A 23741-nucleotide genomic window follows, 5' to 3' on the forward strand; every position below is an offset into this window, starting at 1 on the left:
TTAACTTCACTTTCTTTTTTTATTTTCTGTCAGATGACCATGCATTTTGTGCTTCTTTTATAACCTCATCAAATGTTGCATTTCCAGTAACATATTTTTGTATTTGAGCACCTAAAACATTCATTCCCCAGCTTGAAGGGTAACCCATAAATACCCAGTTTAAAGTATCTCCTTTATTAGAATATTTGTATACTTCCATTGATAATGGATCAACTATTTTTTCGTTTTCATATCCTTTGTAAGCTGGTATAAATTTAAATTCATTTACAACATATTTTTTACCTTCTTTAGATGAGTACATCCAGTTTAAAAAGTCTTTTGCAGCGTCTTTTTCTTTAGCATTTTTTTCTTTATTAACTGCCCAGTACATAGGAACACCAACAGCTAATTTACCTTCAGCAACACCTTTTACAGGGATAGGTAACATTCCTATATTTTTAGCAAGTTCGCTATCAACACCATTTATAGAACCAAATGCCCAGTTTCCTTGTTGTATCATTGCAACTTTACCTAAAGAGAATAATTTTTCTACTTGTTGAGAGTAGTCTAGACTTGCTGTAGGTTGCACTGAGTAGTTATTTTGTAAGTCAAGCACATTTTTAAATTGATCTTTATATTTAAATTCTATATTTTTTGCTTCAAATGTCTTCATTATATCTCCACCAAATTCTTCAGTGATAAATACATTTGATAAATGTAATCCTGTTACCCAAGTTTCTTTAGCAGGGAATGCGAATACTGCATTTAGTCCTAATTCATCTTTTTTGCTATCAAGTAATTTAACAGCTTTTAAAAGTTCGTCATAAGTTTTAACCTTACTAGCATCTATTCCAGCTTTTTTAAATATTTCTTTATTGTATATTAGACCATAACCTTCTTGGTTGTATGGAACACCATAGATTGAACCATTAAGTGTTACACCTTTTAATAAACTAGGTATTGCTAATTTTGCAACACTAGCTTCTTTTAAGTCTTCTAATTTACTTTCCCAATCTTTAACATCTTGTGGACCACCGATATTAAATATTGTTGGCTCATCACCAGAAACAAATTTAGCTTTTAGTGCTGCACCATAATCTGCTCCTCCACCGACTGTTGTTATGTTAATGTTTACATTTTCATGAGTTTTCATATACTCTTTAGCAAGGTCTGTAAATTGATCCTTGAATTCTACTTTAAATTGGAATATTTCCACATTTACTTTTTCTGATTCCATAGAAGAATCTGACTTTCCACAAGAAACTAATAATCCTGCAGATAAAACTGTTAATAGTGCGAATAATTTTTTCTTCATTCTACTTCTCCTTTATATCTATATTTAATCTTTTATAAACTCTATTAAATTCCCTTATCTCTTTAGCTAATTCATCTGTTAAGTCATCTTTACTCATTCTATAACTCCAGTTTCCTAAAGTAGATGGAATATTCATCCTATAATCATTATCTAATTTTAAAAAGTCTTGCATTTGAGTTATCGCTATATTTGCAACACTACTCCAAGCACCTCTTAAAAAACCTTGTAAATAACCTTCTTCTTTAGTTAAATTAAGGTATTTTTTACAAAATTCAAAATGTTTAGTACCTTCGTTTGATTTTATCCAACCTAGAATTGTATCACTATCATGAGTACTTGGGTAAACAGCACAATTTCTAATATGTTCATGTGGTATAGAATCGGAATTACCACTAGGATCCCAAGCAAATTGCATCATTTTCATTCCAGGGAAACCAGTATACTCCCTAAAATCTACAACTTCTTTGGTTGTATATCCAAGATCTTCTGCTATAACGTCAATATCTCCTAATTTTTCTTTTATTGCATCAAATAATTCATAACCAGTACCTAAAAGCCATTTACCATCTCTTGCTGTAGTAGAAGTTTTAGGTATAGCCCAGTAAGACTCAAAGCCTCTAAAGTGATCTATTCTTATTACATCATAAAGACTGTATACTCCTTTAAGTCTGTTTATCCACCAAGAAAAATTATCTTTTTTCATATATTCATAGTCATAACAAGGATTTCCCCAAAGTTGCCCTTCAGAAGAAAAATCATCAGGTGGACAACCACCAACTAAATCCATCGAAAAGTTCTTTCTATCAACCCAGACATCACTAGAATCAAATGAACAATAAATAGGAATATCTCCAACTATTTTAATATTTTTAGAATTAGTGTATTCTTTTAGTTTTTTGTATTGTTCAAAGAACTTAAACTGCATAAAGTATATGAAATTTATTTCGTATTCAAATTCTTTTTTGTATTTTTGCATAAGTGCTTCGTCTTTGTTTTTTTCTTTTTCTTCCCAATTGTCCCAAGCTAAACCATTATTTTTATTCTTTATAACCATAAATAAGGCATAATCTTCTAACCAGGATTTCTTTTCAATAATAAAACTTTTAAATTCTTTTAAGTTAGTATCAAATTTTTCATAGGCTTTTCTTAAAACAACATATCTATTTTGATATAGCTTACCATAATCCACCCTTAATGGATTTTGCCCGAAATCTATATTTTCATAATCGGATTTTTCAAGTAAGCCCTCGTCACATAAAATATCTAAGTCTATAAAATATGGATTTCCTGCAAACGTACTAGGTGATTGATAAGGTGAATCACCATAACTTGTTGGGCCTAGAGGCAATATTTGCCAATAGTGAAATCCTGCCTTAGATAAAAAGTCTACAAAGTCATAACTAGCCTTTCCAAAAGTACCTATACCATAATTACTTGCAAGTGAACTTATATGTAAAATAACCCCACTTTTTCTATTTTCGTTTAATCTCGTATAATTGAAATCTTTTTCCACTGTAATCCCTCTCATTTTGTAACCGTTTTCATTGTTAGTATATCTTGATTTTTTAATTTGTCAAATGATATTGAGTAAGATTATTTAACTTTTTTTGTCCAATTTATGGGAAATACTTCTCTTTTTATTGACAAAATGGTTGGGGGGGGGGTATACTTATATAGACAGCTTTAAAAAAGGGAGTGGAATATGGCATATAGGAATATATTGTTTTATTATGGTTCAACTTTTACTAAACTAGATGGTGGGATAACACAGTTAATAAATAAAGTTAAGATGTTTGAAAATATGGGTAAATATAACCTAGTGATAATGAATAATAGTTATGACCCAGAGAGTAAGTCAAGATTTATTAACATAACAAAATTTAGAGAAGTAGATATAAAAACTAAATTTTTTAATGAGATAGATGTTTTACTTGGAAGAGATAATATTACTAAAGATAATGACCAAAGTTTAAATCATTTACCAAATTTAAAATATGTTAAAGATGTTAATTCTTTTGATAAAATGGGAGCAATAAATAAAAGGAAAAATGCTATAGATCATATAGTTACCTATGATGAAATAAGTGGAAGAATAAAAGAAATAGCCTATTATGAAAAGATAAATGGCAAAATGCTTGAAATAAAAAAAGATGCATATGATTCATATGGGTATATATACTCAAGTACATATATGAATTTAAATACTACTTTTATTGAAAGAAAAGTTTTCTATAATAAAGATGGAAAAATAAAAGTTGAAATGTTTTATAAAAGAGTAGGTGAAGAAAACAAACAGTATAAAATAATAGTGTATAACGATAATTTCATGCCTGAAAATATATTTGATGACTTAGAGGATTTCAATATATATTTAAGAAACCTAATTTTTAGCAAATATAATGTAAAAGAAACCCTAGTAATAAATGATAATATTAGTCTATATTCGGAGTTAAAAAAAATAAATGGCTTAAGAATAGTAAATCAATTACATAATATACATTTATTATCTGATAATATAAATTCAGCTTTCTATGATAATATAGCAGATATTTCAAATGATTTAAGAAATGATAAAAATACTTTTTTAGTAACACTAACAGAAGCTCAAAAAAAAGATATAGAAAGTAGAATTGGAAAACAAAATAACATAAAAGTTATACCAAATGCTATTAGTATAAATGAAGAAACAAATTACAATAGACCAAATAATAAATTAGTAGTGATGGCAAGGTTAGATGATATAAAAAGAGTTGATTTAGCAATAAAAGTATTTAAACTTTTACATGAAAAAGATGAAAAATTAGAATTAGAGATTTATGGTGTTGGAGTTAATAGAAATAAGCTCTTGAATTTAATTTCGGAGTTAAGATTAGAAAAAAGTGTACATATGAAAGGTTTTTGTACTAACCCCAATGAAGTATTAAGTAATAGTACATTATTGATTAATACAAGTTCGTTTGAAGCATACCCTATGCTTTTAATTGAAAGTATTAACAATGGTTGTCCTGTTGTAAGTTTTGATATCCATTATGGGATAAGAGAAATTATTTCAGATAAACAAACTGGAATAATTGTAGAGAATAATAATTTAGAAAAAATGGCGGAAGAAATTTATTTATTATTGCAAAACAAAAAAAGATACGAAGAAATGATAGATAGCTGTTATACAAAAAGACACGACTTTACATTTGACAAAGTAATTGTTAAATGGGAAGAGTTATTAAAGAATATGGAGTGAAAATGAGAGAAGAAAATAAAAGATGGTTAAAAAGAAGTTTAAAAAACAAAGTTAGAATAACAGCTGGAGTTATTATAGGATTTATGATTACAGGAGGACTTAGTTTTGCAGAAAAAATCACAGTAGAAGAATTAGAACATAAAGAAAATTCAATTGAATTTGCTAAAAGTCCATATGATGCTACCGATAAACAAAAATGGAACCACAAATTATTTACAATAACTAATGGGAAACATCCTGGAAAAGTTTACTTAAACTACTCTAAACTTGTATGCGACTCTAAAGCTGTATGCGAAAAAAAAGAATTTAAAAAATTTGATAGTTTAGATTTAAGTGAATTAAAAAGAATTGACGAAACAATTTTAGTTCAAGAAGGCTATTGCTATTCTATACCTATAAAAGATGAGTTAATATTAAAAGATTTAACAATAAATGGTGATTTAAACTTATCTGGTTTAAAAGAAATAAATTCTGTTGAAGACTTAAAAAAAAAGTATGCTGAATCAGATTATGTTGAAAAAAATACAATGAACTACGAGCAATATAAGAAAGATAAGGCTGAGAATTTTGGTAAGATAATGCGTTCTGAAAACGATATGAGCATAAATAATAACACTGTAAGTGGAAATATAGTTATAGGAGTAGAAGAATTAGATAGAAGGCTAGATTTATCAAACAATAAAGTAGGAGGGAAGATAAATTTAGACAAACTAACTAGTGCTGCTTCTATGAATAATAGTTTTGAAAATACTGAAGCAGGGAAGGTTGATTTATCTAATTTAAAGACAATAAAGAACGCTAAAAAAACTTTTTTAAATTCAAAAATAAAAGAAATTGATATGTCTAAATTAGATATTTCTTTAGCAGATGGTTATGTTGATTTAAGCATGATGTTAGATAATGCGGAATCAGATAAAGTTAGTTTTGGTAAAATAACAAATGAAAATGTTTATAAAGCTGAAGGCGAAGATAATAATACGTTAGGAGATATTAGTAAAATCAAAGATTTTAACTTTATTTATAACGACGTAAATGGAGAATCAATATTAGATTTAATAGAATATAAAGAAAAAAAATATTTTGTTGTACCTTATGATAAATATGTTAATAATAGTTGGAAGAGTGAAAATAATGCTAATTTAAGAGAAAATAATTATGCTAAATTAAATCCATATGCATTTAATAACCGTTTGTATGATAGAATATATTACAAAAATCAATATGAAAGTGGTAAAGAAAAATTAATAGAAGATACTAGATACATAATATTAGAATCTCCATTATACGAGGATAAAAGAAAAGTTACAGTTCAAGATTTAATTGATATGGGCAAATTAATAGGCATTAATTTAAATGAAGATCACACTGGACTTAAGCTAGACCCTAAAGCTGCAGCAGGTAAATTAAGTGAGGGTGCTGATATAAATAATCCTAAGGGTATATTGGTAACAGATACTAAAGTAAAAGAGGCGTTAGAGAATATAAGTTCTGGTGGCTCAAATTCAAAAAGTATAGAGAATAACAAAGCTGGAATAGCTAATGCAATGGCTGTAGCTAATATTCCACAAGTTTCAGCAGATAAATTATTAAGTATTGGAGTTGGTGCTGGTTACTATAATAAACAAGGAGCTATAGCGGTTGGTATATCTGGTCAAGATAGAGGGAAAAATGTAGTTTTCAAAGTTTCAAGTGGAGTTGACTTTAAGGGTAATTTTAGTGTTGGTGCTGGAATAAATTACTCATTTATGGAAAATAAAAAAGAAGTAAATAATATTAATCCTGATTTGAGAAAAACTATTGAAAAACAAGATGAAAAAACTAAAAAAGCTATAGAAGAAGCTCTAGCTAAGCAAGAAAAAAGACATAGAAAAGAAATGCAACAACTAATATATCAGTTTAAAAATGGTGATATTAATAACTATAATCCAGGTTATGAAATATATAGCGTATTAGGATTTAGATTTGATAAATTTAATTTAACAAATGAATTAGTAATGCAATTAAATTCTATTTTATCTAAAGCAAATATAAGTAGTGATAGTAAAATAGAAGTTATAGGATTTACAGATTTAAATGGTTCAGATAAATATAATTTAAAACTTGGTTTAAATAGAGCTATGAGTGTAAAAAAATACTTAATTAGTATGGGTGTACCTAGTGATATAATTGAAATTAAATCTCGTGGTATAAATGAAATTAATGGATTAGAATCTGTTAAATTAAGAAGAGTAGATATAATTATAAAATAAAAAAAGATGAGAAAGTAAGTATAAGAAGTTAGTTTAACTTAAAAAACTTACTTTTTTATTTCTTAAAAAGCATAAAAACTTGCACTTTTTGAGTGTGAAATTTGCAAGTTAAAGTTTGATGTGCAACACATAAAAAACATGACAAACATCAGTAAAATCAATAGGTTTAGAGATTTTGATAAAAAAATTTAAACCTATTTTTTTTTGATAATTCGCTAGAACTTAATAAATTCAAGTGTTCTAAACAATAAAAATTTGATATTATTAAAGTTGATATGCAACACCCTTTTTTAAAGTTGATATGCAACACTTTGGTATTCAAGAAAGGGTAAAAATGAAATTAAAAGATAGAATAGAAATAGAAATTAGATTAAGAGAAAATACTGGTATTAGAGAAATAGCAAGATTATTAAATGTTAATCCTTCAACAGTATCAAGGGAAATTAAAAAGAATAGAATGGTATGTAGAAATAAAAAAGTAATAGAATTAAATTATAGAGATAATGAGGAAATATTAGAAACACATCCATGTGAATTGCTAACTAAAAGCCCAAATGTCTGCAATGGATGTCCTAGATATATAAATAATCATTGCTACTATCACTATGTAATATACAATGCAGAACAAGCAGATAATAATTATCTTAAGTTAAAATCAGAAAGTAATTCTAAAATTAAAAATGAAGTAGTACAAATAGAGTTAAAAAAAGATATACAAAAACTGTTAAATTTAGGACAACCTATCTCACACATACATATATCATTAAAAGAAATATATAAAGACGACATGGTATCTATTCAAACAATATATGACTGGATAAGTAAAGGTATTGTTAAATATACTAAAAAGAAAATAAAGACTAGAGCAACTAATTTAAGTAAAGATAAAATAGAATATAAGAAAAGATTAGAGTTTTTAAAGAATAAGGAATTTCAAGATTTCGTAGAATATACTAAAGGCAAGAACTTAAATATAGTTGAAATGGATTTGGTATGTGGACCTTTAGGGAGTAATGGATACATACTAACAATATTTATTCCTAGAATACAGTTTTTAATGGCATATAAATTAAAATATAAAACGCCTTACGAAGTACTAAGAGTACTAGATGATATTGAAAATAAGATAGGGTATTCTATGTTTAAAAAGCTATTTGGAGTAATATTAACAGATAGGGGATCTGAGTTTTTAAAATTTAATGAAATAGAAATTAGCAAGAAAACTCTTAAAAATAGAACGAAAATATTTTACTGCGATGCAGGAACACCAACACAAAAACCATTTATAGAGAATATTCATAGATTATTAAGAAAAGTGTACCCAAAAGGTGTAAGTTTAGAGAATGTATCACAAGAAGATTTATACGAAGTAGTAAGTAATATAAATAGTTTAAAGAAAAAAGCATACAATAATAAAACCCCTAATGATATGTTTATTGAAACTTATAGTAAAACTTTACTATCAAAACTATCATTAAGGGCATATAATTGTGATGAAGTTGTTTTATTACCATTAAATACAACCTCTAAATAATTATAAACCAAATAATAAAAAATAACAATTAGAAAATCCCAAAGTGTTGCATATCAAACTTTAAAAGTATATAAAAAAAATACTAGGTGTTGCATATCAAACTTTAAAGTACAGAGTGTGAAATTTGCAATTTACTTTGAAAATGTTATATAATCTTGAGTTTAGCAGTTTAAATTAAAATAAATAAAGCCTAGCCCTTTAAAAATAAGGGGTCTAGGCATTTTTTCTTTTGTGTAAAAGTCTGGACAATATCAAAATATTTTAAATTTTTTTAATATTTCCTATTAAGCTTCTTAAATCATTTCCATCGTATAATGTGTTATTTATTTTTAAGTTTAATGCTAATTGTATTTCAGCTATGACATTAGTTATTTTACTTATTTGGTAATAATTATTATTTCTTAGTTTATGTAGTTTAAAGTCTAATAAATTTTCTTGTATTTTTTCTATTGAGTATTTTCTTTTCAATAATAATTGTATTATTCTTAAAAATGACAATGCTAGAAAGCCAATTAAAAAATGTCCTTCTATTCTACAATCTTTTTTTAAATAAATATTATCAATATCTAAGTCTGTTTTTAAATGTCTGAATGATTCTTCTATTAAATACTGTTGTCTGTAGTTTTCTATTATTTCATCATCTTTTGTATTTAATTTATTTGTGATTAATAATGAATAACCTGAAGTAGTTTCGTACTTATCTAGTTTTTTCTCATCTAATTTTGCTTTTGCTTCTTTAGTGTCAGTTTTAACAAGTCCTGATGCAATGTTTTTGAATAAGTCTTTAAGTTTTTTTGGCTCTTTTATATACTTTTCAGCATTTTCTAATTCTTCCATTCTAATATGTTTTGAACGTTCATCATATTTCTTTGAGTACATAAATATATATTTTTGAGTTATAGATACTTTTGTGTTTTCTCCTTTAGTGTTTTTAACTGTTAAAGTTATATCTAATGGAATACTGAAGTAGCATCCTTTTAGATTTTCATTTGCTTTCATTATTTTTTCAATTTCAGGTTTAACAATTTTTTCAAATGTAGAATAAACATCTTTATTTACACGAAGAAGACTTTCTTTAAAGATGTAATTATTTTTGCTAAGTAATATCTTAACAATATTATCATTTGATACAAGTCCAGCATCAGCTACAATAGTAGTCTTTTTAATATTGAATTTTTTCTTTTGATCATCTAAAAACTCAACTAAAGTAGAAACATCATTTCTATTTCCACTAAAAAGCTTGTAATTAATAGGTAGACCCTTAGAATCAGTTAAAAGAGCCATTTGTATTGTAGGAAGACCATTCTTAACTTTACTATATCCTGGATTTATCAGTACAGTAGTATCATCTGTATATACAAAGTAATTAGTTAAATCATAATGAGTGCATGATAAATCATAGGGTATTAGTTTTTTTATATTTTTGTTTAAGTTTACAATTAATTCATCTTTATTTTTATTTAATAATTCTAACCCTCTATAAATATCATCTTTAGTTAAACTAAAAACGTCAGCAAGTTTATCTTGATGATTAAAATCAGATAATTTTGAAGAAGGATAAAGTATTCTACAAATTATTGATAGTTGAAGTAGTTTAGTAAGATTAATTTTACTTCTTTGACCTGCAGATATTTTTTTTGATAACTTATCAAATCCAAGTTGGTGATAAATACTTTGAATAATTAAACTACCTATATTTTTTTCTAACTTTTCATCAACTAAAGATAATGAGGATAAATCAGTAAGATTTATTTCTTCGTCAATAAAATCTAAAGATAAGACATTTTTCTTTTTATTAGTGAGTTTTTGAGTTCTATCCTTTTCAAATTCTTCTTTGTAGTATGCTATAGGATCAGCGTGTATTTTTTTTAGTTCTTCAAGTGTACCTAAAAGTTCTCTAACTTTTTTATATTTATTTTTCCCAACTCTAACATTTTCAGTTTTATATAGATAAGTAGCATAAGGTAATTTCCTAATATCAAGATACATGTTCAACACCTCTTTTTTATTTACATTATATCATATTTATTAAATATTGTCTATACTCTTTTTGAAAAAACTTGACAAAAAAAAGCTAATATTTTCATAGCTTACATATCATTTTATGATTTTTAAACTGCTAAACTCCCGAATAACAATTAGAAAATCCCAAAGTGTTGCATATCAAACTTTAAAAGTATATAAAAAAAATACTAGGTGTTGCATATCAAACTTTAAAGTACAGAGTGTGAAATTTGCAATTTACTTTGAAAATGTTATATAATAAGATTAGGGTAAATATAATTAAAAATAATTAGATGAATAGAGAGTGGAAAAATGAGAACTGTTAATAATAGAAATTTATATAAATCAAGGAATTATGATTATACTTAAATTTCAAATAATGTTATCTAATAAAATTAAAAATATACTGAAAGGAATAAAGAACATAAAAAATATTACACATCGCATATTATATAATAGATATTAAGATGTTTAATTGTTAAGGTAAAAACCTAAATAATGACGTACCAATACATTGTGAGTAAATTTAATAAACTATTATAAAAGAACTATGCATATTAGATAAATATACGTAATTCTTTCAAATATTAGGTAATAAGGAATTTTAAAGAATAGAAAAGGCATATTATGATTAAAATTGTATTTTAAATATCATAATATTTTGTGTTTAATAAAAAAATAAAATAAAGAATAAATAAGTATTGGAACGCATGTTAGGCTACATTAGCTTAGCGAAAAAAGGAGAAATAAATGAAAAATTTTAAAGAAATAGAAAGACAACTAAAGACGGTTTTAAAACATAGATTTAGTATTAAAAAAAGTACCGTTATACAGTTTTTAATGTTAGGTATGGTATTTGCAACTAGTAGTAGATCATTGGCAATAACAGAAGGGACAGCAACAAATAATGCCATTGCAATAGGTAGTGGATCAGTAGCGACATCTGAATCACTAGCTGTGGGAGTTGGTGCAAAAACAGAAAATACGCAATCAGTTGCTATAGGAAACTACGCAAAAGCTTCAGGAGATCAATCTGTAGCTATTGGTGGAGTTAGTTATTCTAATGGAAGTAGTTTAAATACGGAAGCAAGTGGAAATCAATCAATGGCTATTGGTGGGAATGTTAAAGCTTATGGTAATTCTTCTATAGCTATTGGTGGAGATGATACTGATAAGGTTAAAGATCAGGATATTGTATATAATGGTAAAAATATGACAGTAGATGCAGCATTAATAAAAGCTTCGGGAATAAGTCTAAATGCGCAAGGGCATTGGTACCCTACTATAACTGAAGGAGGAGGTTCTATTGCAATTGGTGTAAAAGCAAGAGCACTAAAAGCATTAAGTTTAAGTTTAGGAACAGCTTCAACAGCAGATGGTGTACTTTCATTAGCATTAGGAGCAGGAGCATATGCATCTAGAGATAACTCTATTGCATTAGGACCAGGATCATCTACAAAAGAAGAGGCTAAATTTGTTGAATTATCGGTTATAAAAACATTAACAGAAACAGGAGAAGATACAGGTAAAACTATAACATATAAAAACTTTGCTGGAGGGTCTGAAAATTTATCACCAGGAGATCAGGTTTCAATTGGGTCAAAAGGATTTGAAAGACAAATAAAGCATTTAGCACCAGGGGAAATATCTAAAACATCTACAGATGCAATTAACGGATCACAATTAGCTTCAATAGCTGGTAGTTTACAAGGTAGTATTGCTAAAAATGCAAAAGATATTAGTAATATAAAAGCAAAAGGAACACAATTACCAATAGTATACACAGATAAAGATGGAAACAAGTTATATAAACAAGAAGATGGAACATTTAAGAAAAATGCAGATGGTAGTGGAGATACAGTAACTGAGGTTATAACTTCATTACAAGGAGGAGATGAGTCAACAACAAATCCAGTAGAATTAGCAAATGTAAAAAGTGGAATAGATTCTGAAAAGATTGGAAAAGGTAAAATAGAAAAAGATACTGCAATAGAAGTAGCAAGTAAATTAAATGATTTAGATGACACTAAAGCATTAAATACAGCGGCAACAGTAGGTGACTTACAAGCGTTATCAGTAGCAGGATTAACATTTACAGATAATAAAGGGAATAAGATACATAAAAAACTAGGAGAAACACTACAAATTAAAGGTGGAAATGATGGTACATCAGTATCAGATAAAAATACATATGTTGAAGCTAGTACAGATGGTAAATTAGTAGTAAAATTTGCAGAAACTCCTTTATTTAAAGAAATTAAATTAGGAGAAGATGGAGCAAAAACTACATTAAAAACAGATGTTGATGGAGATTTATCAATAGAAAAACCTGTTGCAAGTGGAACAGCGACACCAGAAAAAGTATTAACAGATAAAAACTATGCAGAAAAAGTTCTATTATCATATAAAGTAAATGATGAAGCAGATACAGCTGCTAAGAAAGTAACATTACAAAAAGGATTAACATTTAAAGGTGATGCTAATATTACAGTAGAATCAGAAGCTAATGGAGTAATAACACATAAATTAAATAAAGACTTAACAGGAATAGACTCAATAGGAAAAACTGATGGAGCAAAAATCGCAATAGGAGCAGATACGGTAACATTATCAAAAGGATCTGATCCAGTTAAATTAACAGGAATAAAATCAGGAGAAATTTCTGACACTTCAAAAGATGCAATAACAGGAAAACAATTAAAAGGATTAGCAGATAAATTAGGATTAACACCAGATTCTAACGGAGAATTTCCAGATTTAACTGACATGCCACAGTTAAAAGGTGCAGATGGTCAAGATGCAACAGCAAGTACAAGTATATTAGATGCAATAAAAGCAAATGCAACAGCACTAAATAGAGGATTTAAAATTAGAGCAACTGATAATACAGGAGCAGATGATAAAACACAATATTTAGGAAGTACAACAACATTTGTAGAAGCAGGATCAACAGGAATTACTAAGAATACTGTTAAATACAATGGTTCAAACCTAACAACTAAATATACATACGATGGTGGAAATGGAAAAGTAGAAATAGGATTTAAAGAAACTCCTTTATTTAAAGGATTAGAATTAGGAGAAGATGGAGCAAAAACTACATTAAAAACAGATGTTGATGGAGATTTATCAATAGAAAAACCTGTTGCAAGTGGAACAGCGACACCAGAAAAAGTATTAACAGATAAAAACTATGCAGAAAAAGTTCTATTATCATATAAAGTAAATGATGAAGCAGATACAGCTGCTAAGAAAGTAACATTACAAAAAGGATTAACATTTAAAGGTGATGCTAATATTACAGTAGAATCAGAAGCTAATGGAGTAATAACACATAAATTAAATAAAGACTTAACAGGAATAGACTCAATAGGAAAAACTGATGGAGCAAAAATCGCAATAGGAGCAGATACGGTAACATTATCAAAAGGATCTGATCCAGTTAAATTAACAGGAATAAAATCAGGAGAAATTTCTGACACTTCAAAAGATGCAATAACAGGAAAACAATTAAAAGGATTAGCAGATAAATTAGGATTAACACCAGATTCTAACGGAGAATTTCCAGATTTAACTGACATGCCACAGTTAAAAGGTGCAGATGGTCAAGATGCAACAGCAAGTACAAGTATATTAGATGCAATAAAAGCAAATGCAACAGCACTAAATAGAGGATTTAAAATTAGAGCAACTGATAATACAGGAGCAGATGATAAAACACAATATTTAGGAAGTACAACAATATTTGTAGAAGCAGGATCAACAGGAATTACTAAGAATACTGTTAAATACAATGGTTCAAACCTAACAACTAAATATACATATGATGGTGGAAATGGAAAAGTAGAAATAGGATTTAAAGAAACTCCTTTATTTAAAGGACTAGAATTAGGAGAAGAATCTAATAAGATAACACTAACACCAGGAACAGATGGAACATTAATATTGGCTAAAGATCCAGTGGGAACACCAACAGATGATAAAGTAGTATTAAAAGGTTTAAAAGATGGAATAGATAAAGATTCAGCAGTGACTAAAAAGGCATTAGATGATGCTAAAAGTGAATTAAAAACTGCAGCAGATTCATTAGGAAATAAGGCATTAACAATAAGTGATGGTGGAACCGAAGATTCTCATAAGTTTGTAAGAAATAATAATGAAGATAAAACATTAAAAATAATAGCTGGTAATATTGCTACAGACTATAAAGATACAAATTTAAAGACGGAAATAGTAGATGGAGAAAATGGGAATAAGATATTAAATATAGGATTAAAAGAAAGTCCAGAATTTAAAGAAATTAAATTAGGAGAAGATGGAGCAAAAACTACATTAAAAACAGATGTTGATGGAGATTTATCAATAGAAAAACCTGTTGCAAGTGGAACAGCGACACCAGAAAAAGTATTAACAGATAAAAACTATGCAGAAAAAGTTCTATTATCATATAAAGTAAATGATGAAGCAGATACAGCTGCTAAGAAAGTAACATTACAAAAAGGATTAACATTTAAAGGTGATGCTAATATTACAGTAGAATCAGAAGCTAATGGAGTAATAACACATAAATTAAATAAAGACTTAACAGGAATAGACTCAATAGGAAAAACTGATGGAGCAAAAATCGCAATAGGAGCAGATACGGTAACATTATCAAAAGGATCTGATCCAGTTAAATTAACAGGAATAAAATCAGGAGAAATTTCTGACACTTCAAAAGATGCAATAACAGGAAAACAATTAAAAGGATTAGCAGATAAATTAGGATTAACACCAGATTCTAACGGAGAATTTCCAGATTTAACTGACATGCCACAGTTAAAAGGTGCAGATGGTCAAGATGCAACAGCAAGTACAAGTATATTAGATGCAATAAAAGCAAATGCAACAGCACTAAATAGAGGATTTAAAATTAGAGCAACTGATAATACAGGAGCAGATGATAAAACACAATATTTAGGAAGTACAACAACATTTGTAGAAGCAGGATCAACAGGAATTACTAAGAATACTGTTAAATACAATGGTTCAAACCTAACAACTAAATATACATACGATGGTGGAAATGGAAAAGTAGAAATAGGATTTAAAGAAACTCCTTTATTTAAAGGATTAGAATTAGGAGAAGAATCTAATAAGATAACACTAACACCAGGAACAGATGGAACATTAACATTAGCTAATAATCCAGCAGGACAAGGCAATGATGGTGGAAAAGTAGAATTAAAAGGCTTAAAAGCAGGAACAGATGATGATTCAGCAGTAACTAAGGGACAATTAGATGACCTAACTTCAAAAACAGGAGATTCAACAAAAGATGACCAAGATGCTAGAAATACAGCGGGAACTGCAGGAAATGATGGATTAAATGGTAAATCATTAAATGACAAAATAAATGCAGTAAGAAGAGGAGAAGCTGGAACTGTTGTATATACTAATGCTGCTGGAGAAAGATTAGTAAAAGCTAAAAACGGTAAATTCTATAAACTAGGTGAAGTAGATAAAGATGGAGAACCGGTTCAAGGAGCAAAACCAGTAGAAACTTCAGATGTAATAGCATCATTAGTAAATCCAGATGGAGAAACAACAGAACCTACAAGATTAGCAAATATATCAAGTGGATTAGATAATACTAAGATAGGAAAAGGTTTAATAGCTGATGCTGATGCCAAAACAGCAGTAGATAAATTAAATAAGTTAGTTGACACTAATATATTAAATTCAGCAGCAACATTAGGAGATTTACAAGCAATATCAGTAGCAGGACTTAATTTTGCAGGTAATAATAGTGTAGCAGATATACATAAAAAACTAGGAGAAACACTAGAAATACAAGGTGGATACACAGGAAATGAAAAATCATCTAAAAATACATATGTTGAAAACGATGGTAGTAAATTAGTAGTTAAAATTGCAGAAACTCCAGAGTTTAAAGGATTAGAATTAAAAGCAAGTGAAACAGCAAAAAAAGTTAAATTTACACCAGATGAAGCTGGAAACTTGACATTAAGTAAAGATGTAGCAGCAGGAGAAGATAATAAGGTAGTATTAAATGGACTTAAAGAAGGAACAACAGCTGATTCAGCAGTAACTAAGGGTCAATTAGATAAACTAGCAGAAAAATCAGGAGATTCAACAAAAGATGACCAAGATACTAGAAATACAGGTACTGGAGCAGCAGCAAAAGATGGATTAAATGGAAAATCATTAAATGATAAAATAAATGCAGTAAGAAGAGGAGAAGCAGGACCAGTTGTATATACTAATAAACAAGGTGATAGATTAGTAAAAGCAAAAGATGGTAAGTTCTATAAAGCAGAAGATGTAAATCCAGATGGAACAGCTATAACTGGAAAACAATCAGTAGATAATGTAGTAACATCACTAGTTAATCCAGATGGAACAACAACGGCTCCTACATCATTAGCAAATATATCAAGTGGAATAGATTCTGAAAAGATTGGAAAAGGTAAAATAGAAAAAGATACTGCAATAGAAGTAGCAAGTAAATTAAATGATTTAGATGACACTAAAGCATTAAATACAGCGGCAACAGTAGGTGACTTACAAGCGTTATCAGTAGCAGGATTAACATTTACAGATAATAAAGGGAATAAGATACATAAAAAACTAGGAGAAACACTACAAATTAAAGGTGGAAATGATGGTACATCAGTATCAGATAAAAATACATATGTTGAAGCTAGTACAGATGGTAAATTAGTAGTAAAATTTGCAGAAACTCCAGAATTTAAAGGATTAGAATTAAAAGCAAGCGATGGTGCTAAAAAAGTTAAATTTACACCAGATGCAGATGGAAACTTAACATTAAGTAATGATTCTACAGGAGAAGAAGCAGGAAAAGTAGAGCTTAAAGGATTAAAAGAAGGTACAACAGCTGATTCAGCAGTAACTAAGGGACAATTAGATAAACTAGCAGAAAAATCAGGAGATTCATCAAAAGACGCTGAGGACGCTAGAAATACAGGTACTGGAGCAGCAGCAAAAGATGGTTTAAATGGAAAATCTCTAAATGACAAAATAAATGCAGTAAGAAGAGGGGAAGCAGGACCAGTTGTATATACTAATAAACAAGGTGATAGATTAGTAAAAGCAAAAGATGGTAAGTTCTATAAAGCAGAAGATGTAAATCCAGATGGAACAGCTATAACTGGAAAACAATCAGTAGATAATGTAGTAACATCACTAGTTAATCCAGATGGAACAACAACAAACCCAACAACATTAGGAAATATTGCAAGTGGAATAGATCCAACTAAGGTAGGAGTAGATCCAGCATCAGGAGAAGAAGCAGCACCAATAAAAGATGATGTAGCAAAAGCAGTTACAGAAACATTAAATGGAATAAAAGATAAAAACAAATTAAATACAGCAGCAACAGTAGGAGACTTACAAGCAATATCAGTAGCAGGATTAACATTTGGTGGAAATTCTGGAACAGATATACATAAAAAACTAGGAGAAAAACTAGAAATAATAGGTGCACATTCTAAAGAAAACACATCAGATAAAAATACATATGTTGAAGCTAGTACAGATGGTAAATTAGTAGTTAAATTTGCTGATAGACCTGAATTTGATGAAATTAAGATAAAAGGAACAGATGCTAATAATCCAATAGTTATTAACTCAGACGGTATTGATTTATCAGGTAAGGCTATTACAAATGTTAAATCTAATTTAGATGATATAGCTAGTGATACAGCAGTAAAAGCAGCACCAACAGATGAAACTATTAAATCTATTAAATCTAACGCTGCAACAGTAAATGATGTATTAAACGCTGGATTTAATATACAAGGAAATGGTAATGCAGTAGACTTTGTAAAAGCTTATGATACTGTAAACTTTGTAGATGGATTAAATACAGTTGCAAAAGTTGAAAAGGATAATAATGGAGTTGTATCAGTTAAATATGATGTTGACTTAACAGAACTAAAAGATAATAACCCATTTGAATATGTAGATGCTAACGATAAAAAAGTTGTTAAATTAGGTGATAATTATTATCCAGAAGGAACAAAATTAAAAGAAGGTAGACCAGTTGATGCTAGTGGGAATGCTACAGAAGCATTAAATACTAAAGTTGTTAAATTAGGTGATAATTATTATCCAGCAGGAACAGTATTAAAAGAAGATAAGCCAGTTGATGCTAGTGGACAAGCTGTAGAAGCATTAAATCCTGATAAAGTAGCGTATAATATTTCTATAAAATCAAAAGGAGAAGCTAAACCACTTAAAAATATTGCAGATGGTAAAGTAGAAAAAGGATCAAAAGAAGCAGTAAATGGAGGTCAATTATTTGCAATAACGGGTGGTGTAGTATCTAACGGTGTTCCTGTAGATGAGAGTGGTAAACCAATGTTAAAAACATACAATGTTGATGGTCAAGGAGAATATGTACAAAATTCTGTTTATACAGCTATTCAACGTATGAATGAAGAAGGAATTAAATTCTTCCACGTTAATGATGGTACTAAAGAAGGAGAAACAAAAGATCAAACAAGTAACACAGAAGATGCTAGTGCTGGTGGACTATATTCAGCAGCTATTGGATATAAAGCAGATGCTAGTGGAAATGAATCGGTAGCATTAGGACATGGAGCTAAAGCCTCTGGAGAACAATCAATAGCAATAGGTACAGGAAATATAGTTACTGGAGCTCATTCAGGAGCAATAGGGGATCCTAATACTATTAAGGCAGATAGTTCTTATGCTGTAGGTAATGATAACACTATTAATACAGAAAATACATTTGTATTAGGTAATAATGTAACAGAAACACATGAAAACTCTATATTCTTAGGTGATAGTTCAGCTTATGTAGAAGCAGATTCAACAACAGCAGGGGCTGGTAAATTAACACAACAAACTCTTGGAGGTGGAGTAGTTAATGAATATGCAGGTGGAGATAATGTAGTTGGTGTACTAAGTGTTGGTAATAAAGGACAAACACGTCGTATTCAAAATGTAGCTCCAGGATTAATATCTAAAGACAGTAGAGATGCAATTAATGGTTCTCAACTATATTCAGTAAATGACAAAGTTAATAATGCATTAAGTGGTGTTGCAAATGCTATAGCAACTGCTAATTTAACTCAAGTAAGTTATAGAGGAGATTACAGTAAACAAATAAGTGCAGGGTATGGATATTATGGTAATGAACATGCATTAGGACTTGGATTTAGTGGTATAACTGAAGGTGGTAAAGTAATTTACAAACTAAGCGGAAGTATTAACACAAGAGGAAAAATTGGAGTTGGAGTTGGTTTAGGTTATCAATTTGATAAGAAAAATAGAGGCTCTGATGAATATGCAGAAAAAATATCTAAATTAGAAAATCAAGTAAGAGAATTAACTGAAAAAGTTAAGGAAAACAGAGAAAGACTATATGTTATAGATAATTATGTAAATGATAAATTCAGTTTAACTAAAACTCAAATAATTAAGTTAAAAGCTATAGTTAAAGAAATAAATGAAAAATATTCAGACAGAATTATAGATATAACAGGGTATACAGATACAAATGCATCTGATAGATATAATTTAGATTTAGGATTAAAAAGAGCTAATAAGATACAAGATGTAATGATAGAATTAGGACTAAAAAATCCTCAAAATATAAGAAAAGTGTCAAGTTTTGGATTTAATAATAAAGTAAATTCAAGCTTTGGAGAAAATAGAAGAGTAGAAATTATAGTTAAATAATTTTTAAAACTAAAAAAGGCTATTGCAGATTTAAAAAAATGCATAGCTTTTTTTCTTGACAAAAAAATAAATCGTAATATAAATTAGACAGATATAAAAAAAAGAGGTGTTGTTTTGTGGAAAATAAATTTGATGAAGCAATAAAGAATTATTTATGTATTGTTTGTATGAAAAATAAAAAGGATATGTATCTAAATACCATAGACGCAAGAATATATTGTGATGATTGCAAAAAAGATGGTATTTATAGAAAATGTGATAAGGCATATACTAAATTTATATTTACTCTAATTACAATGTTATTATTAGGTATAGGATTAGCTTATGTTGCTTATGAAATTGAGATTACAGCTCTAAGCAGAAGATATGGATATACAGAAGTAGAATCTGTTGCTAGGAAGTTAGTAGTAGCTGCTATGCTCTTTTTACCAGTATCTATTTGGAGTTTAAAAGTTAATGAGACAGATAGGAATTTAATTGATAATATTGCTTCATATACATATTCATTTTTATATTTTATATCACCATTAGCAGTACCTTTTTTAATATTGTGGCTAATCTTTTTAAATGAGATAGAATTATTTCATGTTATATTTTCTATTTTATCTGTAATTGTAATATTTCATGGATTAAATATAGTTTTTTTAATACCGAAAGAGAAAAAAAATCTTCAAGCTAAAAGAGATTATATAAATAGTGTTATTTCATTAATAGATGAACAAAAAAAAGCAGGAGGAATTCCACTTCGTTTATGGTATTTTTTAGATGATCTATTTGATAAAAGAGTAGTTTCAAAAGAAGAAATTTACCAAGATTTCCAATATTTCATAAAGTTTGATAATATTAATGAAAAATTAGCTAAACAGTATTACGAACTATTGAAGGTTTTAGTTGAAATGTCAGAAGAATATGAAGATTACGATATTGAAAAACCTTACGATGAAAATTATTTTAAAATAATATCAATTATTTCTGAAATGAGTAAAGTAGTTTTAGAAATCAAAGAAAATAAGGAAAGAGGCTAAAAGCCTCTTATTTGTTTTTCTTTACATATAAAATATATGAATATATAACTGGAATAAATAGTAATGATAGTGATGACATAAATAATATTAAAAATCCTTTATTATTTTTCATCGCTATAGAAAATATTAATATAAATCCAATAATAAATAATATCTTTCCTCCGAGCTTATTAGTTTTATTCCAAATCTCATCATCGTTTAGTGTCCAAGGTGTTTTAATACCTAGGGTATAGTTTCCTAGTATTATAAATAAAAGACCTAATATGATTTTTACTATCATAGAAATATTTACATCATAATTAAATGAAACTAGTAAAGAAACTAAATAAAGTATGTTAAGTAGTACAGGTATAATTACGATATATATATCTTTTAATTTTGCCTTATTATCTATATTTCTAGGGTCAAGATACATAAATGTAGAAACTATAATATTTAGTAAAAAGCTTGCAATAGGTGCTATAAAAACAAAAGCTTTTTTTGATGTATAACCATCTATATTACCATTAAAATCCCAATGTGTTGGAATAAGACTAGGTATACTTTGGTAAATTGGTATTGAATATATAAGTGGTATTAAACATAATAATGACACAATAAAAATTTTTCTATAATTTTTAATCATCTTTTTCATCTCCTTTTAAATTTTGAAACCATAACATCAATTCTTCAATTACAGATAAATTTATTTCGTAGTATATAAAGTTTTTGTATTTTGTTTCCGATATTAAATCAGCATTTTTTAAAATACTTAGATGGTATGAAACCGTTGGTGCTGTAATATTAAATTTTTCTGCAATTTCTCCAGCATTCATCTTCCCAGATTTTAAATACATAAGAATATTTCTTCTAACTGGATCTGATAAAGCTTTAAAATATTCTTTAAACATTTTAGACCTCCTATTTAGATATCTATCTATTTAGATTAAATTCTAAATAGATTCTATTGTCAATCACATATTTTTCGTTTGCTAATTATTAGGTGTGATTTTTTTTATTGTGTTAGAATAATATATAGCAAAATAAAAGGGGGAAAACAAAATGATAAAAAAAATATTAAGTATAGTAATTTTTTCTTTCGCATTAATATCTTGTGGAGGATCAAATGAAGTAATACCATTAACAATTAACGTAGGATCAGAAGGAAGAACATTAGATCCACAATTAGCAACTGATTCAACAACAACAGTTGTAAATACATTTTTACAAGAAGGGCTAACTAGACTTGATGTAAATAGTAAAAAAATAGTTCCAGGACTAGCTAAGAGTTGGGATCTAAGCAAAGATGGACTTGTTTGGACATTTTATTTAAGAGATAATATAAAGTGGTCAAATGGTGATGAAATAACAGCAAATGATTTTAAATATGCTTGGTTAAGAGCATTAAATCCTGATACTGCTTCAGAATACGCATATATGCTATTTCCAATAAAAAATGCAAAAGAATATAACGCAAAAAAAGTAAAAGAAGATGAAATTGGTATAAAGGTAATAAATGATAAAACACTAGAAGTTACGTTAAATTCAGTAACTCCATATTTCACATCATTAACATCATTTTTAACATATTTACCAGTAAATGAGAAATTTATAAAAAAAGTTGGTTCTGAATTTTCTCTAGAAGCAGATAAAATACTTTATTCAGGACCATACAAAATGGTAGATTGGGTACATAATGCTGAAATGAAATTAGAAAAAAATGAAAACTATTATGATAAAGATATCATAAGTGATCATAAAGTAGTTCTTAAATTTATTGCTGACTCAACAGCAGCATTAAATATATTTAAAAATGATGAGTTAGATGTAGTGGCATTATCATCAGAACAATATGAAAAATTTAAAGATGATAAAAGATTACATTTAGTAGAGGATGCAACTATATGGTACTTAGGGTTTAATCACATGAACTCGTCAGTATTAAAAAATAGAAAGATTAGAAAAGCAATACTACAAGCAATTGATAAAGAAAAGTTAGTTGAAATTGCAACAAATGGTATAAGTAAAGATATATATAATATAACGCCAACAGGTGTAGGAATTGAAGGATTTAAAACAAATGACTTTGCTTTAGAAGTTGGAGAAACTTTTTCTAGATTTAATAAAGAAGAAGCAAAAAAACTATTAAAAGAAGGAATGCGTGAGTTAAACATAGATAAAATGCCAACATTATCGCTAATAGTAAATGATGGTGGGGTAAACAAAAAGTTTGGTGAAATTATACAAGAAGATTTAAGAAAAAATTTATCAATAGATATTAATGTAGAGTTAGTTACATTTAAGGAAAGACTAGCTAGAACAAATGCAGGGGATTTTGATATTGTCTTACGTGGATGGAATGCAGATTATAAAGATCCACTAACATTTTTAGACTTATTTGTAACAAATGGTGGGAATAATAGTGGTAAATATTCTAATAAAGAATATGACGAAAGTATAAGAATAGCTCAAACAGAAAAAGATCCTAAAAAAAGATTTGAAGCATTAAAAAAAGCTGAAAAAATTGCAGGAGAAGATGTAATAGTAGCAATTTTACATCAACCAAAAAAACTATACCTTGTAAATCCAAGAGTAAGTAATTATGCTTTTTATGGTATAGGTGTGAAATTTGACTTTACAAGAGCAAAAGTTAAAGAGTAAAAATTGAAAAAAATAAGTATTCATGGTA

General features: G+C 28.1%; 11 protein-coding genes. 6 read left to right on the forward strand and 5 right to left on the reverse strand.

What is annotated here, in order from left to right; all coding sequences use genetic code 11:
• Nucleotides 1-19 precede the first annotated feature (19 nt).
• Both OMES3154_RS01305 and malQ read right to left on the reverse strand, forming a co-directional pair.
• Nucleotides 20-1294: an ABC transporter substrate-binding protein gene (locus tag OMES3154_RS01305; protein ID WP_156683025.1), complete on the reverse strand. Its 1275-nt coding sequence runs from the start codon at nt 1292-1294 to the stop codon at nt 20-22.
• Between the two features lies 1 nt (nt 1295).
• A complete protein-coding gene (gene malQ / locus OMES3154_RS01310; protein WP_269432428.1) occupies nt 1296-2864 on the reverse strand; it encodes a 4-alpha-glucanotransferase in 1569 nt (522 codons plus the stop codon).
• Between the two features lie 132 nt (nt 2865-2996).
• Between malQ and OMES3154_RS01315 the strand changes: the two genes are divergently transcribed.
• The 3 genes from OMES3154_RS01315 (at nt 2997) to OMES3154_RS01325 (ending at nt 8315) form a co-directional block, all read left to right on the forward strand.
• Nucleotides 2997-4532, forward strand: coding sequence for a glycosyltransferase (locus OMES3154_RS01315; protein WP_156683027.1), 1536 nt, complete (start codon nt 2997-2999; stop codon nt 4530-4532).
• Entirely contained in the window at nt 4502-6781 is a 2280-nt protein-coding gene (locus OMES3154_RS01320; RefSeq protein ID WP_156683028.1) for an OmpA family protein, read from the forward strand. Before OMES3154_RS01315 ends, OMES3154_RS01320 begins: the two co-directional genes overlap by 31 nt.
• Nucleotides 6782-7082: 301 nt before the next feature.
• On the forward strand, nt 7083-8315 hold the full coding sequence (locus OMES3154_RS01325) for an IS30 family transposase (RefSeq protein WP_156683029.1): 1233 nt from the start codon (nt 7083-7085) through the stop codon (nt 8313-8315).
• Nucleotides 8316-8576: 261 nt separating this feature from the next.
• On the opposite strand, the gene OMES3154_RS01330 is transcribed toward OMES3154_RS01325, so the two are convergent.
• The gene (locus OMES3154_RS01330) at nt 8577-10304 is read right to left on the reverse strand and encodes an IS1634 family transposase (RefSeq protein WP_156682836.1); all 1728 of its coding nucleotides are present in this window, start codon (nt 10302-10304) and stop codon (nt 8577-8579) included.
• Nucleotides 10305-11069: 765 nt separating this feature from the next.
• Between OMES3154_RS01330 and OMES3154_RS01335 the strand changes: the two genes are divergently transcribed.
• Nucleotides 11070-20048, forward strand: coding sequence for an OmpA family protein (locus tag OMES3154_RS01335; RefSeq protein ID WP_156683030.1), 8979 nt, complete (start codon nt 11070-11072; stop codon nt 20046-20048).
• A gap of 116 nt (nt 20049-20164) precedes the next feature.
• Nucleotides 20165-21073, forward strand: coding sequence for a Yip1 family protein (locus OMES3154_RS01340; protein WP_156683031.1), 909 nt, complete (start codon nt 20165-20167; stop codon nt 21071-21073).
• A gap of 7 nt (nt 21074-21080) precedes the next feature.
• On the opposite strand, the gene OMES3154_RS01345 is transcribed toward OMES3154_RS01340, so the two are convergent.
• Together OMES3154_RS01345 and OMES3154_RS01350 are read right to left on the reverse strand one after the other, a co-directional pair.
• The gene (locus OMES3154_RS01345; RefSeq protein WP_197271457.1) at nt 21081-21698 is read right to left on the reverse strand and encodes an SdpI family protein; all 618 of its coding nucleotides are present in this window, start codon (nt 21696-21698) and stop codon (nt 21081-21083) included.
• On the reverse strand, nt 21691-21963 hold the full coding sequence (locus OMES3154_RS01350) for an autorepressor SdpR family transcription factor (protein WP_156683033.1): 273 nt from the start codon (nt 21961-21963) through the stop codon (nt 21691-21693). Before OMES3154_RS01350 ends, OMES3154_RS01345 begins: the two co-directional genes overlap by 8 nt.
• A 151-nt stretch (nt 21964-22114) precedes the next feature.
• Between OMES3154_RS01350 and OMES3154_RS01355 the strand changes: the two genes are divergently transcribed.
• A complete protein-coding gene (locus tag OMES3154_RS01355; RefSeq protein ID WP_156683034.1) occupies nt 22115-23713 on the forward strand; it encodes a peptide ABC transporter substrate-binding protein in 1599 nt (532 codons plus the stop codon).
• The last annotated feature ends 28 nt before the right edge of the window (nt 23714-23741 follow it).

Origin of the sequence: Oceanivirga miroungae, assembly GCF_902505095.1 — a bacterium.
Classification (GTDB): Bacteria; Fusobacteriota; Fusobacteriia; order Fusobacteriales; family Leptotrichiaceae; genus Oceanivirga; species Oceanivirga miroungae.